We start from the raw sequence: 14670 nt of genomic DNA on the forward strand, positions 1-14670 counted from the left end.
CGCCATGCAGTTCGGCCGCACGTATGAGGAGTTCACAGTGGGCGATGTCTACCGGCACTGGCCGGGGAAGACCGTCACCGAGTACGACGACCACCTCTTCTGTCTGCTCACCATGAACCACCACCCGCTCCACCTGGACGCCCACTACGCCGAGAAGACGACCGACTTCGGCAAGAACGTGGTGGTCGGGAACTACATCTACTCGCTGCTGCTGGGCATGTCCGTGCCGGACGTCTCCGGCAAGGCCATCGCCAATCTGGAGATCGAGTCGCTGCGGCACGTCGCGCCCACCTTCCACGGCGACACGATCTACGGCGAGACCACGGTGCTCGGCAAGACCCCGTCGAAGTCCAAGCCCGACCGGGGCGTGGTCCATGTGGAGACCAAGGGCTACAAGCAGGACGGCACCCTCGTCTGCGTCTTCCGGCGCAAGGTGATGGTGCCGACGGCGACGTACATCAAGGAGCGGGGCGGCGAGCAGCCCGGCCGGCCCCAGCTGGGAGAGGACTGAGATGAGCCGCCTCGCGCAGACCGACGGCCTGACGGACGTCCAGCAGGAGATCCTGGCGACCATCAGGGACTTCGTCGACAAAGAGATCCTGCCGGTCGCCACCGAGCTGGAGCACCGCGACGAGTACCCGGCCCAGATCGTCGAGGGCCTCAAGGAGCTCGGCGTCTTCGGGCTGATGATCCCCGAGGAGTACGGGGGGCTCGGCGAGTCGCTGCTGACCTACGCGCTGTGCGTGGAGGAGATCGCCCGTGGCTGGATGAGCGTGTCCGGCATCATCAACACCCACTTCATCGTCGCGTACATGCTCAAGCAGCACGGCACACAGGAGCAGAGGGAGTACTTCCTGCCCAAGATGGCGCTGGGCGAGATCCGCGGCGCCTTCTCGATGTCGGAGCCGGGCCTGGGCTCGGATGTGTCCGCGATCACCACCAAGGGCGTCCGGGACGGCGATGACTATCTGCTCACCGGGCAGAAGATGTGGCTGACCAACGGCGGCACCTCCACGGTGGTGGCGGTGCTGTGCCGCACCGACGAAACGGGCGCGGCGGGCTCGGCGGACGGCGAGCTGCCCCCGCACAAGTCCATGACCACCTTCCTGGTGGAGAAGGAGCCGGGCTTCGGCGAGGTCCGGCCCGGGCTCACCATCCCCGGCAAGATCGAGAAGATGGGCTACAAGGGCGTCGACACCACCGAGCTCATCATGGACGGACTGCGCATTCCGGCGGATCGCGTCCTCGGCGGCACGACCGGCCGGGGTTTTTACCAAATGATGGACGGAGTGGAGGTCGGGCGGGTCAATGTGGCCGCCCGTGGCTGCGGCGTGGCGCGCCGCGCCTTCGAGCTCGGCGTTGCATACGCACAGCAGCGGCACACCTTCGGCAAACCCATCGCGCAACATCAGGCCATCCAGTTCAAACTGGCAGAAATGGCCACAAAGGTCGAGGCGGCTCATGCGATGATGGTGAACGCGGCCCGTAAGAAGGACTCGGGCCGGCGCAATGACCTGGAGGCGGGGATGGCCAAATACCTGGCCTCCGAGTACTGCAAGGAGGTCGTGGAGGACGCCTTCCGCATCCATGGCGGCTACGGCTTCTCCAAGGAGTACGAGATCGAGCGCCTGTACCGTGAAGCCCCGATGCTTCTCATCGGCGAAGGCACCGCTGAGATCCAGAAAATGATTATCGGACGACGACTGCTGGAGGAGTACCGTATCCACGGCTGAATGTACCTTTTGGCATGGTATTGCGGTGGTAGCCGCGAGAAGAAGATCACACCAAGCCGGGGAGACTTCAGCCATCGACAGGCCCTGGCGCTTGCCCAGTTACCGCTCGCAACCGATACGATCCCGGAAAGCCGCCGTCCCCAGTGTTATGTTGCGGCACCCTCCGCTACGAAGGTCATCCATGCCCCACAGCCAATCCTCTGCACCACGCGACAGCCTGGCCGGCGTACGCCTCGCGCGCGGAGCGTCGCCGTGGCTCCTCCCGACCGTCGCCACCGCGGCGGTCAGCCTCACTCGCGCCCGCCGCTCCGGACGCTGGGCGGCAGTCGCCGTGCCCGCCACCGCTCTCGCGGCGGGCATGCTGTGGTTCTTCCGCGACCCCGAGCGAGAGATCACTCAGGGCCGGGTCATCTCTCCGGCCGACGGCGTGGTGCAGAGCATCATGCCGTGGAAGGACGGGCGCACCCGCGTCGCCATCTTCATGAGCCCGCTGAACGTCCATGTCAACCGCGCCCCGCTGGCCGGCACCGTGACGTCCGTCGAGCACATCCCCGGCGGCTTCGTCCCCGCGTTCAACAAGGAGAGCGAGAACAACGAGCGGGTCGTCTGGCACTTCGACACCGAGCTCGGCGACATCGAGATGGTGCAGATCGCCGGGGCCGTGGCCCGGCGCATCGTGCCGTACGTGCCCCAGGGCACCAAGGTGGAGCAGGGCGAGCGGATCGGCCTGATCCGCTTCGGTTCGCGCGTCGACATCTACCTCCCCAAGGGCGTCGACGTCGCGGTCGAGGTCGGCCAGGCCACCACAGCGGGGGTGACTCGCCTTGACCGTCACTGATCCCGAAACACAGGCCGCCACCTGGGTCCCCGAGGCCGAGGTGGGCGGGGCCGACGAAGACATGGACGAGACGGACGACATGCCGCTGTCGACGCGCCTGTCGATAGCGGACACGCTCACCCTCGGAAACGCGACCTGTGGCTTCCTGGCGGTGTACTTCACCACCACCGGCGTCCTCATCCCGCACCTGACGGGCAGCGAGGACGGCGGCATGACCCGGCACAGCGCCGCCTCCGCGGTGATGCTGATGCTCCTCGCCTCCGTCTTCGACCTGTTCGACGGGCTCGTCGCGCGCAAGCTGCGCAGCTCGGCGATGGGCGCGGAGCTGGACAACCTCTCCGACCTGATCAGCTTCGGGCTCGCCCCCGCGTACTTCGTGGTGGTGTGGGGCATGGTCGCCGACGACGCGTACCAGCGGGTGTCGGCGGTCGCCGCGATCGTGGTGCTGCTGGCGGTGGTACTACGGCTGGCGAGATTCTCCTGCGTGACCATGCCCCACGGCGTCTTCCAGGGCATGCCGAGCCCCTTCGGCGCGCTGACCGTGGTGTCGGTCGTACTGCTGGGCCTGCCGTTCGTCCCCACGCTGCTGGCGATCGTCGGCGTCGCCTGGCTGATGGTGAGCCGGGTGGAGTACCCCAAGCCCCGGGGCCGGCTCGCGGTCGCCATGCTGAGCTGGATCGTCACCAGCATGGCCCTCCTGGCGGCCTGGGCCTTCGAGGCCCCCGGCGGCGAGCTGCTGCTCCAGACCGCCTGCGCCCTGCAGCTGGTCCTCGGCGCGGTGATCCCCCTCTTCGCCATGGCCCGCCGGGTCAACACCTTCCGCGACAACCGCCGCGAGGCGAGGACGGCGCAGCTGCCGTAGCGCAGTGATCAGGCAGACGGAAACGGGGTGGGCCCGAGCGAATCGCTCGGGCTCGCCCCGTTTCGTGCCCGGCAGGCGTTCCAGGCAGAACGTGCTCAGGCGAGGAAATCCGCCGCGAGCTGTTCCGCCGCGCGTTCCAGGAGGGGGCCCGCCTCGGCGATGCAGCGGGCGGGGTCCGGCTCCAGGGCGGTCAGCGGGTAGGCCCGGCTGATGCCCGCGTCGGCCAGCGCCTCCGGGGACAGTGCGAGACGGCCACAGACCGCGACCACCTCGACGCCGCGCGCCCGCGCCGCGGCCGCCACGCCCGCCGGGGCCTTACCGTGCAGGGTCTGCTCGTCCAGCGAGCCCTCGCCGGTGATCACCAGGTCGGCGCGTTCCAGCGCGGGCGCGAAGCCGAGGACGTCGAGCATGACGTCGATGCCGGGGCGGAAGGCCGCGCCGAGGCCGACGAGCGCGCCATAGCCGATGCCGCCCGCCGCGCCCGCGCCGGGCGCCTGCGCGCACTCCGCGGCCCGCGGCCCCACGGACCGCTCCAGGACCTCCGCGTAGTGGGCGAGCGCGGAGTCCAGGACCACGACATCGGACTCGGTCGCGCCCTTCTGCGGGCCGTACACCGCCGCCGCGCCCTTCGGCCCGGTCAGCGGATTGTCGACATCGCTGGCCAGGACGATCTCGGTGTCCGCCAATCGCGGGTCCAGACCGCTCAGGTCCGCCGTGGCGAGATGCCGCAGCGGACCACCCCCGTGTTCGACCGGCTCGCCCGCGGCGTCCAGCAGCCGGGCGCCCAGCGCGGCCAGCATGCCCGCGCCACCGTCGGTGGTCGCGCTGCCGCCGACGCCGAAGACGACGGTACGGGCGCCCGCGTCCAGCGCCGCGCGCAGCAGCTCCCCGCTGCCGTACGTGGTCGCGGCCAGCGGCGCGAACAACCCCTCCGGCAGATGGCGCAGCCCGGACGCCTCGGCCATCTCGACCACCGCCACCTCGCCGCGCAGCGCGTACGCCGCGGTCACCGGCTCGCCCAGCGGCCCGGTCACCCGCGCCGTACGCCGCTCGAACCCGGCCGCGACGGCCGCGTCCACCGTCCCGTCGCCACCGTCGGCGACGGGCAGCGCCTCGACGCTCACCGCCCCGGCCCCGCCCGGCGCCCCGCGCCGCAGCCCGGCCGTCACATGCGCGGCGACCTGCACGGCCGTCAGCGAGCCCTTGAACTTGTCCGCGGCGATCAACACCCGCGCCGGCGCCCCCGGCCGTATCCCGGCCCGCGCCTGTGTCGCGGCGTGTGCCTGTGTCTCCGCGTGTGCCTCTGTCTGCGCAGCATCCGCCACGGTGGTAACCCCTCGCTCTCGCCCCCAGCCGATCCGCCCACCCCGCAGCGACCCTATCCGGACGGTCTGCCAGGCGCGATGGTGTCGGCCTGCGGCCCGGCGTCGGCTCAGGTACACCTGACAACATGACCCATGGCGGGAGCGCACTCGCGGACAAGATCCTCGGCGGCTGGCTCGGCCGTATCGCCGGAAACATGCTCGGCAAGCCCGTGGAGCGCGGCAACCACTGGACCCGCGAGCGGATCGACCGCTATCTGCGCCGCGCGGACGCCCTGCCGCTGACCGACTACTTCCCCGCGCTGGAGCCCCGGCCCGACCCGGTGGAGTTCGAGCTGCGCCCGGAGTGGCAGGAGTGCGTCCGGGGCCGGATCCACGGCAGCTGCCGGGACGACGACGTGGACTACACCCTGCTGGGGCTGCACCTCCTGGAGACCCACGGCTTCGACTTCACCACCGAGCAGGTCGGCGACCTGTGGCTGCTGCGCCTGCCGTATCTCCAGACCTTCACCGCCGAGCGGGTCGCCTACCGCAATCTCGCCGCCGGGGTGAAGCCACCGCTCACCGCCACCCTCGACAACCCCTACCAGGAGTGGATCGGCGCCCTGATCCGCGCCGACATCCACGGCTGGGCAAACCCCGGCGACCCGCGCGCCGCCGCCGCGATGGCCCGGCGCGACGCCGTGCTGTCGCACACCGGCAACGGCGTGTACGCCGCGATGTGGGCGGCCGCGCTGATCGCCGCCGCCTTCACGGCCGACGGCCCGCGCGACGCGATCGAGGCCGCCCTGGACCGCATCCCGCCGCGCTGCCGCCTGGCCCGTACGGTCCGCAGGGCCGCCGCCCTGTACGAGGCGGGGGTGAGCCGACCGGACGCGCTGGACCAGCTGGAGCGGGAGACGAGCGGGCTGCACTGGATCCACGCCGTGCCCAACGCGGCCGTCATCACGGCCGGGCTGCTCTACGGCGAGGGCGACTTCACCTCGACCATCACCCTCACCGTGCGCGGCGGCCTGGACACCGACTCCAACGGCGCGACCGCCGGATCGGTCGCGGGCGTGCTGTGCGGCGCGGCGGCGATCCCGCCGCAGTGGACCGAGCCGCTGCGGGACCGGGTGCGCAGCGCGGTGTTCGGCTTCGACGGGGCCCGGATCAGCGACCTGGCGACGCGTACGCACCGGCTGGCGATGGCGGGGGCCCTGCGGCCCACCGCCCGGCCGCTCGCGGGCTGAACCGAGCCGGGGTTCAGCCGCGCGCCACGTACCGGACGAACCGCGCCCAGTCGGTGTGCCCGACGGCGAGGTGCGGCCGCGACACGTCCTTGGAGTCCCGGACCCGGACTATGTGCTCGGTCACGGCGACCTCGACGCACTCGCCGCCCTCACCCCCGCTGTAGCTGCTCTTGGCCCAGGCAAGCGCGGCGGAGATGTCAGACGCTGGCGCCTCAATGTTCATCGTTCCCCCAGCAGTTTCTCGATCAGGCCAAGTGACTCGCGCGGAGTGAGGGCCTGTCCTCGGATGCTTCCGTATCGCGCGGCCAGGATACGGACATCTGCCGGGTCAGTGATGAGGCGGCTGACGCCTTGCACCTCCAAATAGCCAACCTGAGGCTTCCCTTTGGGGTGGAGGAGGATGAACGGGCCGTCGACACCTGCGTACTCCTCGCAATCGAGCGGCAGGATCTGGAGCGTGGTGCTGCGCAGGCATCCCACTTTGAGCAGGTGTTCCAACTGGCCGCGTTGAACCTCCCGGCCGCCGATCTCCCTCCGGAGAACGGATTCGTCGATCACGGCAGTGACACGTGGTGAGGGCCAGCCGGCCAGCACTTCCTGTCGATGCAGCCGGGCGGTGACACGTTGCTCGATGGTCTCATCGTCGAGAAGCGGCTGCCGTACGGAGAAGGTGACGCGCGCGTAGTGCTCCGTCTGAAGCAGCCCGGGCACCGTGACCGTACTGAAGAAGTCGATGCCCTCTGCCTCACGCTCCAGCCGCGCGTAGTCCTTGAACCACGTTGGATGGCGAACCCGCGCCTTCGCCTTGGCCCGCTCGACGTCCTCCTTCGCGGCCTTCAACACCCCATCCGCACCCAGCAGATCGTCCACCGCGTCCAGCAACTCCGGCTGCGGGATCCGCCGTCCCCGTTCGACCGCCGAGATGGTCTCCTCCGCGTACCCGAGCTGCTCCCCCAGCTGTCTCTGCGTGAGTCCGGCCCGTTCCCGCAACACCTTGATCTGCCGCCCCAGCGCGCGGAACAGATCCACCGCACCGTCGCCCGCGTCCTCGTCCGTTGGGTCCGCCACCGGCAGCCCACCCCCTCGCCATACGCACCTGGGCAGTCACCCAGCGTGCAGGACTGGATTTCGGCCAGCGTAGGGCGCGTCAGCCACAGGGAGAGCCACGGGCCCGGAACATCACCCTGACGAGTGAATGATAGGAGCGAGGTATCATGGCGCCGTGCTGTATCAGACACCCCACCTCGACCCCATGGACCACAAGGTCCTGGACGAGGTCGACAACATGCGCGACCAGTTGCGGCACGCCGTGCAGCAGGTGCCCACGAAGTGGACGCTCGACCTGCGCAAAGCACTCACCGCCAGCGCGATCGCGGCGTCGAACACGATCGAGGGCTACCGGGTCGACGTCCGGGACGTCGCCGACCTCATGGACGGCGAGCGCGAGGTCGACGTCAGCGACGAGAACAAGGCGGAGACGCTGGCCTACCAGCGGGCCATGACGTTCATCCAGTCCCTGCACGACGTCGCCGACTTCCGGTACAGCAAAGAACTCCTCAACAGCCTCCACTGGATACTCCAGGGCCACCATCACCCGCGGAAAACCGCGGGCCAGTGGCGCAAATCGGCCATCCGCATCACCGCTCCCGGCGATGAGCTCGCCACGGACTACGAAGGCCCGGACCAAGAGCTGGTCCCCGGTTTGATGAGCGAACTGGTCGACTGGCTCAACGAGGGCGACCTCGACCAGCACTTCCTCATCCGCGCCGCGATGGCGCACCTGAACCTCGTGAAGATCCACCCGTGGTCCAACGGCAACGGCCGGATGTCACGTTCCCTGCAGACCCTCCTGATCGCCCGTGGCGGGGTTCTCGCCCCCGAGTTCTCCTCCATCGAGGAGTGGCTGGGCATGCCGGGCAACACGTGGGAGTACTACAAGGTGTTGCGCACGGTCGGTGGCCCCGTCTGGTCACCGCAGCGGGAGACCCTGCCGTGGATCAAGTTCAACCTCCTCGCCTACCACCAGCAGGCCCAGCGGGTGCGGCGCCGCGTCGACCGGTCCAACGACTGCTGGACGCAGCTCATGGAGGCGGCCGAGGAGTACGGGATCACGGAACGGCAGGTGACCGCTCTGCACGAGGTGGCCATGGTGGGCCGGGTGCGGCGTTCTCGACATGAGAAGGCCGAAGGGCTCAACACCCAGCAAGCGACGCGGGACTTGCAGGCCCTGACGAAGGCCGAGCTGCTGACCGCCATCGGACAGACAAAGGGCCGACATTACGTCGCAGGACCCCGCTTCCCACGGAACGTGCTGACCACCGCCCAGCGCCGGCACACCATCGTCGACCCGTACGCCGCATAGTCCAGCGCGTTGTGGTCCGTGGTTCGGGACCGCCCGTTACGCGCGACTGCGGTCCACCGCGTCCCACGCGTCGCCCAGCCAGCTGTCGTGGCTGTCGAGCAGCGCGAGGAGCGACGCGGTCACGCGCTCGTCCCACCCGTCCGCCACCACGTCGAGCTCGAAGTTGTCCGCCACCCCGTTGTGCCAGTCGAGGACGACCCGGTCCCCCGCGCGCCACTTCGTACGGCGCGGCATACGCGCGATGTCGCCGCTGGCCGCGATCAGGCTGCCGACCATGATGACCAGCTGGATCGGGGAGATCAGCCACCACACGCCCCACCAGAAGGCCCGCCCCTTGAGTCCGGCGACGGGCTGTGCCCCGGCCGGCTGGACGGTCCAGCGGGTGCGGACCCTGCCGCCCTTCATGGCCGGTTCGCGGGTGATGAGAGCCAGGGGCTCGCCCGCGGCGCCCAGCACCTCGTACGTGGCGGGGCCGCCCTTGGCCGCCGACTTGGTCACGACCTGCGCGAACACGTGGGTGCGGTGCGGGTCGGCCCAGAGGATGAAGGCGCGGACACCCTGTTTGCGGGCTGCGCGGTACTCGTCGTGGCCGCCGCCGGGCGGAAGCAGCCGCTCGGGGAAGGCCACGGTCCGGATGGTCCGGCCGCCCTCGGGGTCGGGGCCGTCGGAGGTGCGTATCTCCAGGGTGACGCGCCCGTCCTGGGGCGGCGGCGGATCCCCCTTCTTCTTGTCCCACTTGTGCTGCACGCTCGTATCGCTCAGCCACACAGACCGCGTCATCTGGAACTCTTCGCCTCCGCCGCGCCGATCACCTACGGAGGCGGACTCTACCTCTCCGTATAAACGGTCCGGATAAACGCGCTCGCCGACCTCCGTTGCCGGTGCGTACGCTCGCCCCATGAGCACCGAAGCGACGCGCCGACCTCTCGTGGCGATCCTGAGCGGGGCGGGCATCTCCACGGACTCCGGGATCCCCGACTACCGCGGCCCGCAAGGGCTGTGGCGGCGCGATCCGGAAGCCGAGAAGCTGGTGACGTACGAGTACTACATGTCCGACCCGGACATCCGCCGCCGCTCCTGGCAGATGCGGCGGGACAGCCAGGCGCTGCGCGCCAAGCCGAACCGGGCGCATGAGGCCGTGGCGCGGCTGGAGCGGTCGGGTACGCCGGTCCGGGTGATCACGCAGAACGTGGACGGGCTGCACCAGCTCGCCGGGCTCCCCGCGCGCAAGGTCCTGGAGCTGCACGGCACGGCGCGGGCCGTGCAGTGCACACGCTGCGAGGCGCGCTCCGAGATGGCGGAGGCCCTGGAGCGGGTGGCGGGCGGTGAGCCCGACCCGGCCTGTCTGGCATGCGGCGGGATTCTGAAGTCGGCCACGGTGATGTTCGGGGAAAACCTCGATCCGGAGGTGCTGACGGGCGCGGTCGCGGTGGCGGAGGCGTGCGAGATCTTCATCGCGGTCGGCACCAGCCTCCAGGTCCAGCCCGCGGCCTCGCTCACCGGGATGGCCGCGGAGTCGGGCGCCCGGCTCATCATCGTCAACGCCGAGCCCACGCCGTACGACGAGCTCGCGGACGAGCTGATCCGCGAGCCCATCGGCACGGCGCTGCCCGCGCTGCTGGAGCGCATCGCGGCGGAGGGGTGAGGCGGTACGGCGCCCGTCCGTGTGCCGAGCGGACGGGCGAGCGCCCGGCGCAGCTGGATGCGCAGCTCGGCGGCGTGGGTGTCGCCGCCGGTCAGGAGGGTCGCCGTGCGCATCAGCGCGGGCGAGCGAGCGCGCCGCGGCGAATTCGCGGAAGCGGCGCTCTCTTCCTCGTCATTCATGGTTCCGTTACTCAAAGTCTCAGTGACTCTCAGCATTTCCAGACGTTTCCGTCTGAAAGGTCCGTGACGGTGTCACCAGAGCGCGAGTTGCGCTTCGGCGTCCTGACGACGGTCTCCCGTTTCCTTCCGCCGCGGATGCGGCAGGCTTGCGCCACCTGCCCGCCCGCCTCGGCCGGTGTTCCGGCCAAGGCGTTGACGGCGGGTCTTACGGTCGGCTCCACGGGGCTTCGACACGCCTGGCGTGTCCTGGTCTCCGGCCACTCCGGTACCAGTGCTGCAGGCCGCCACGAGAGCGACCAGATTGCGCCCGGCGTTCTCGTCCCGGTCGAGGACCAGGCCGCAGGCGTCGCAGGCGAAGACTCGGACGTGCAGCGGCAGCTTGGCTTTCGCTACGCCGCAGTTCGAGCAGGTCTTGGAGCTGGGGTACCAGCGGTCCGCCACGATGGTGGGGCAAGCATTCCGCCGGCCCTTGTAGGTGAGCTGGCGCCGGATCTCCCCGAACCCGGCATCGGCCACACGGCGGGCAAGCCGTTTGTTGCGGAGCATTCCGGCGACGTTGAGGTCTTCGACCACCACCGTGCCGTACTCGGCGCGCACGCGGGTGGTGAGCTTGTGCAGCGCATCGGCGCGCAGGTTCGCCACCCGGTGGTGGAGCCTGTTGCGCTCGCGGTTGGCCTTCTCCCACCGCCTGGACGGCTTCCGGCCGGTCCTGCGGTCAGGCCCCTGCCGCCGGCAGACGCGGCGGGAATGAAACCTCAGCAGCTTCAGGGCGCCGTCCAGGTGCTTCGGGTTCGGCTCATAGCGTGTCCCTCCGGAACTGTCGGCCAAGACCGCGAGGTGCTTGACGCCCAGGTCGATCCCGACCACCACATCCGGCCGGGCAACGCGGATGATCTCCCGGGCTGCCTCCACCTGGAACGAGACGAACCAACGCCCGCGCTCATACCGGACCGTCGCGGACAGAACGCGCGCCGTCCCGGCCTGGATACGGACAAGGAGCTTCCGCGTGGGTTCATGGGTGCGGATCGTGCCCAGCCGGGGCAGCGTGACATGTCGGCCGTCCGGCTCGACGCGGATCGTGCCGGTAGTGAACCGGCAGGCCAGGCGGGCCTTCCGCTTCGGCTTCCGACGCGGGACACCCACCCGGCACCCCTTGCGCTTGCCCTGCTTGGACTTGGCGTAGTTGTCGAACGCGGCGGCCGCGTTCGACAGGCCGGTGTTATATGCCTCCTTAGAGTTCTCTCGCCACCACTCAGCGAATCTCGGGTCGGTGGTCTTGATCCGGTTGAACTCCTTGCGCAGCGCGGGCAGCGTCCAAGGCCGCCACGGCGTCAGCTCCTCCTCACCGATGCCGTAGGAGGCTTCGGCCTTGCGCTGCCACCACGAGGCCGTCACCCAGGACACTGCCCAGTTATAGGCGGCGCGGGCGGCACCACAGTGCGAACGCAGCGCCCACTCCTGCCCGGAGTTCGGATCGAGAGCGAACCTGTATGCCTGCACCACACAGCCGGACCGCGGCCCGAACTTCCCCCTCACGTCGCTGCCTCCCCCCTGCTCGACGAATCCCTCACCGCACCCAACGAGCACCACGCGCAAAGGTCACAGATTCGATGAAGGAACGCCCGTTTCCATCCGGGAAGGCAAAGACCCGGGCCTATACAAGGCGGGGAAGAGGCTGAGATGCGCTTGATGGATTACTCAGCAGCTTTCAGCCCCGTGATCGGTCGTCTTCGTCTCGCGCTCGTGTGTCACCTCCTTGGACGTGTGCGGGGGCGCGCTGCTATGCCTGGTCCGTCAAAAAAAAGGGGGCCGTCAAAAGAGTTCGAGCTCGGGCCGGCGTCCCCGCGCCTCGAAGTCCAGCAGCTGCCGCTTGCGGTCGAGCCCGCCGCCGTAGCCGGTGAGGCTGCCGGTGGAGCCGACCACGCGGTGGCAGGGGACGATGATCCCCACCGGGTTCTTGCCGTTGGCCAGGCCCACGGCGCGGGCGGCGGTCGGCTGGCCGAGACGGTCGGCGAGTTGTCCGTACGAGAGGGTCTCGCCGTACGGGATGCGCTGCAGCTCGGACCAGACGCGGCGCTGGAACGGGGTGCCGGACAGCCGCAGCGGCAGGTCGAACTCGGTCAGCTCGCCCGCGAAGTAGCGGCGCAGCTGGCGGATGGTCTCGGCGAACGGGGACTCGTCGGGGTCGCCGGGGGCGCCGAAGGTCTCCTCGGCCGGGCGGTGGCGCTGGTCGGTCATATAGAGCCCGGCCAGGGCGGTTTCGGTGGCGGTCTCGGTGGCGGTTTCGTCGGCGACGAGGGTGAGCTGCCCGTACGGGCTGTCGATGACGGTGTGGGTGCGGGACATGGTGGGTTTCTTTCGCTTCCAGAGATTTCTTACTGCGCGGGCAGGTAGTTGATCGGGTGGTCGCCGGTGGCCCACAGGTACTGGACGGCATACGCGCGCCAGGGCCGCCACCGGGTCGCGTACCGGGTCAGCGCCCCCGGGGTGGCGGGCAGCCCCAGCTCGGCGGCGGCGTGCCGCACCCCGAGGTCGGTCGGGAGAAACGCGTCCGGGTCGCCGAGGGCGCGCATCGCGATGACCTCGACGGTCCACGGCCCGATCCCGGGCAGTTCGGCCAGGCGCGCCCGTGCCTCGTCCCAGTCGCTGCCGATGCCGAGGGCGAGGCGGTCCGAGGCGAGCGCGTCGATCAGCCCGATGAGCGTGGCGCGGCGGGTGCGCGGCATGGCCAGCGCCTCGGGGTCCAGGCCCGCCAGGGCCCGCGCGGTCGGGAAGAGATGGGTCAGCCCGCCCGCCGGGTCCTCGACCGGCTCGCCATGTGCGGTCACCAGCCGGGCCGCGTGCGTACGGGCCGCCGCCGTGGACACCTGCTGCCCGAGCACCGCGCGCACCGCGAACTCGTCGGCGTCCACCGAGCGCGGCACCCGGCGCCCCGGTGCCTTGTCGACGAGCGGCGCGAGGTCGGGGTCGGTGCGCAGCAGGTCACAGGTCGCGGCGGGGTCGGCGTCCAGGTCCAGGAGGCGCCGGCATCTGCTGATCGCCCCGGCCAGGTCGCGCATGTCGGTGAGGGACAGCTGGCAGGCGATGTGGTCCGGCTCCGGGCGCAGTGTCACGACCCCGTGTCCGTACGGCAGGCGCAGCGTGCGGCGGTACGCACCGTCGCGCCACTCCTCCACGCCGGGCACTGCGGTGGCGGCCAGGTGGCCGAAGAGGTTGTCCGGGCACAGCGGCGCCCGGAAGGGCAGCCGCAGGGTCAGCGCGCCCGGCGCGGCGGACCGTCCGCCGTGCTTCGCCCGCTGCCGCAGCTCGGTGGGCGAGAGCGCGAACACCTCGCGGACGGTGTCGTTGAAGGCCCTGATGCTGGCGAACCCGGCCGCGAAGGCGATGTCCGCCATCGGCAGCCCGCTGGTCTCGATGAGCAGCCGGGCGGTCTGCGCGCGCTGCGCCCGGGCCAGGGCGAGCGGGCCCGCGCCGAGCTCGGCGCGCAGCTGCCGCTCGATCTGGCGCGTGCTGTACCCGAGGCGGGCGGCGAGGCCGGGCACCCCGTCGCGGTCGACGACCCCGTCGGCGATCAGCCGCATGGCGCGGGCGACCAGGTCGGCGCGCTCGTTCCACTGCGGCGAGCCGGGGCTGGCGTCGGGGCGGCAGCGCTTGCAGGCGCGGAAGCCGGCCTGCTGGGCGGCCGCCGCGCTGGGGTAGAAGCTCATGTTCTCGGGCTTGGGGCCGACGACCGGGCAGCTCGGGCGGCAGTAGATGCGGGTGGTCACGACGGCCACGAAGAACCAGCCGTCGAACCGCGCGTCCTTGGCCTGGGCGGCGCGCAGGCACCGCTCGGTGTCGGTATGCATGGCTCAAGCATCGGGGATGGGGAGGGGCGAGGCTCGCGAGAATCCGACATCGAGGTTCGCGGGCCGGTGCGCGCCCCATCCTCGTGCGGAGGCCCGGCGCGTTGGGGCGAACGGGCAGACCAGAGGCGCCCAGATCGGCATTATGGGGGTGTGACGGACTACGCCGAGATACTGCTTGCCGACGACACCTCCGTACGGCTGGAGCTGGCCCCCGTGGGCGTGGCCCCGAGCAGCGAAGCGGGAGGGCCACCGGGTGGGATCGGCGGCGTGGGCGGCGTGACCGCGGTGGGGCGCAGGTCGCGGGCCGCGGCGGCGCTGGCCCAGGAGGGGCTGCGTGCGGTGCTGCGGCCGCTGGGGCCGCTGCTCCAGGAGGTGCACGACGCGGTGCGCGCCGTGCCGAACCCGCCGCACGAGATCAATGTGCAGTTCGGTGTGCAGGTGGGGCAGGACTACAAGTTGGGCATCGTGGGCGCCAACGGACAGGCCAGCCTGACCGTTTCGGCCACCTGGCAGCTGTCGGCCGAGGCAGAGGCAGAGGCTGAGCCGGACGCGCAGGCGAACAGGCTGGACGCCGGCCAGGGAGACCACCAGGGCCGGGTGGCCGCCGTGCGGCCGGACGATGGCTCCGGCTCCGGCCCCGCCGCCTGAG

Annotated in this window: 15 protein-coding genes; 8 read left to right on the top strand and 7 right to left on the bottom strand. The window is 70.6% G+C overall.

The window, feature by feature from the left end:
• Positions 1-4 precede the first annotated feature (4 nt).
• The 4 genes from ACWY4P_RS12280 to pssA all read left to right on the top strand — a co-directional run bounded on the left by ACWY4P_RS12280 (position 5) and on the right by pssA (position 3433).
• A complete protein-coding gene (locus ACWY4P_RS12280) occupies positions 5-511 on the top strand; it encodes a MaoC family dehydratase (RefSeq protein WP_456212898.1) in 507 nt (168 codons plus the stop codon).
• Position 512: 1 nt separating this feature from the next.
• The gene (locus ACWY4P_RS12285) at positions 513-1733 is read left to right on the top strand and encodes an acyl-CoA dehydrogenase family protein (RefSeq protein ID WP_456210569.1); all 1221 of its coding nucleotides are present in this window, start codon (positions 513-515) and stop codon (positions 1731-1733) included.
• A gap of 181 nt (positions 1734-1914) precedes the next feature.
• On the top strand, positions 1915-2571 hold the full coding sequence (locus ACWY4P_RS12290; RefSeq protein ID WP_456210570.1) for a phosphatidylserine decarboxylase: 657 nt from the start codon (positions 1915-1917) through the stop codon (positions 2569-2571).
• Positions 2558-3433 (top strand): CDP-diacylglycerol--serine O-phosphatidyltransferase, encoded by an 876-nt coding sequence (gene pssA, locus ACWY4P_RS12295; RefSeq protein ID WP_456210571.1) that lies wholly within the window; start codon positions 2558-2560, stop codon positions 3431-3433. The genes ACWY4P_RS12290 and pssA overlap by 14 nt, the downstream gene beginning before the upstream one ends.
• 95 nt (positions 3434-3528) lie before the next feature.
• On the opposite strand, the gene ACWY4P_RS12300 is transcribed toward pssA, so the two are convergent.
• Positions 3529-4662 (bottom strand): glycerate kinase, encoded by a 1134-nt coding sequence (locus ACWY4P_RS12300; RefSeq protein ID WP_456212899.1) that lies wholly within the window; start codon positions 4660-4662, stop codon positions 3529-3531.
• Positions 4663-4883: 221 nt separating this feature from the next.
• Between ACWY4P_RS12300 and ACWY4P_RS12305 the strand changes: the two genes are divergently transcribed.
• Positions 4884-5987, top strand: a complete 1104-nt coding sequence (locus ACWY4P_RS12305; RefSeq protein ID WP_456210572.1) for an ADP-ribosylglycohydrolase family protein — start codon at positions 4884-4886, stop codon at positions 5985-5987.
• A 13-nt stretch (positions 5988-6000) separates the two neighbouring features.
• Here ACWY4P_RS12305 and ACWY4P_RS12310 read toward each other — a convergent pair whose 3' ends face one another.
• Both ACWY4P_RS12310 and ACWY4P_RS12315 read right to left on the bottom strand, forming a co-directional pair.
• Positions 6001-6210: a DUF397 domain-containing protein gene (locus tag ACWY4P_RS12310; RefSeq protein WP_456210573.1), complete on the bottom strand. Its 210-nt coding sequence runs from the start codon at positions 6208-6210 to the stop codon at positions 6001-6003.
• Positions 6207-7055 carry a helix-turn-helix domain-containing protein gene (locus ACWY4P_RS12315; protein ID WP_456210574.1) on the bottom strand — a complete coding sequence of 283 codons (849 nt, stop codon included), beginning with the start codon at positions 7053-7055 and terminating at the stop codon, positions 6207-6209. The genes ACWY4P_RS12310 and ACWY4P_RS12315 overlap by 4 nt, the downstream gene beginning before the upstream one ends.
• Before the next feature lie 154 nt (positions 7056-7209).
• Between ACWY4P_RS12315 and ACWY4P_RS12320 the strand changes: the two genes are divergently transcribed.
• The gene (locus ACWY4P_RS12320; RefSeq protein WP_456210575.1) at positions 7210-8349 is read left to right on the top strand and encodes a Fic family protein; all 1140 of its coding nucleotides are present in this window, start codon (positions 7210-7212) and stop codon (positions 8347-8349) included.
• A gap of 36 nt (positions 8350-8385) precedes the next feature.
• Here ACWY4P_RS12320 and ACWY4P_RS12325 read toward each other — a convergent pair whose 3' ends face one another.
• Positions 8386-9129 (bottom strand): hypothetical protein, encoded by a 744-nt coding sequence (locus ACWY4P_RS12325; protein WP_456210576.1) that lies wholly within the window; start codon positions 9127-9129, stop codon positions 8386-8388.
• Between the two features lie 118 nt (positions 9130-9247).
• On the opposite strand from ACWY4P_RS12325, the gene ACWY4P_RS12330 reads away from it, so the two are divergent.
• Positions 9248-9994 carry an SIR2 family NAD-dependent protein deacylase gene (locus tag ACWY4P_RS12330; protein WP_456210577.1) on the top strand — a complete coding sequence of 249 codons (747 nt, stop codon included), beginning with the start codon at positions 9248-9250 and terminating at the stop codon, positions 9992-9994.
• Positions 9995-10245: 251 nt separating this feature from the next.
• Here the strand turns inward: ACWY4P_RS12330 and tnpB are convergent, their stop codons facing one another.
• The 3 genes from tnpB to ACWY4P_RS12345 form a co-directional block, all read right to left on the bottom strand.
• Entirely contained in the window at positions 10246-11709 is a 1464-nt protein-coding gene (tnpB, locus tag ACWY4P_RS12335) for an IS607 family element RNA-guided endonuclease TnpB (protein ID WP_456210578.1), read from the bottom strand.
• Positions 11710-11985: 276 nt separating this feature from the next.
• The gene (locus ACWY4P_RS12340) at positions 11986-12519 is read right to left on the bottom strand and encodes a methylated-DNA--[protein]-cysteine S-methyltransferase (RefSeq protein WP_456210579.1); all 534 of its coding nucleotides are present in this window, start codon (positions 12517-12519) and stop codon (positions 11986-11988) included.
• 29 nt (positions 12520-12548) lie between these two features.
• The gene (locus tag ACWY4P_RS12345; protein ID WP_456210580.1) at positions 12549-14021 is read right to left on the bottom strand and encodes an AlkA N-terminal domain-containing protein; all 1473 of its coding nucleotides are present in this window, start codon (positions 14019-14021) and stop codon (positions 12549-12551) included.
• A gap of 150 nt (positions 14022-14171) precedes the next feature.
• Here ACWY4P_RS12345 and ACWY4P_RS12350 point away from each other — a divergent pair, with 150 nt between their 5' ends.
• A complete protein-coding gene (locus ACWY4P_RS12350) occupies positions 14172-14669 on the top strand; it encodes a CU044_2847 family protein (protein WP_456210581.1) in 498 nt (165 codons plus the stop codon).
• The last annotated feature ends 1 nt before the right edge of the window (position 14670 follow it).

The organism is Streptomyces sp. LZ34, assembly GCF_053890475.1.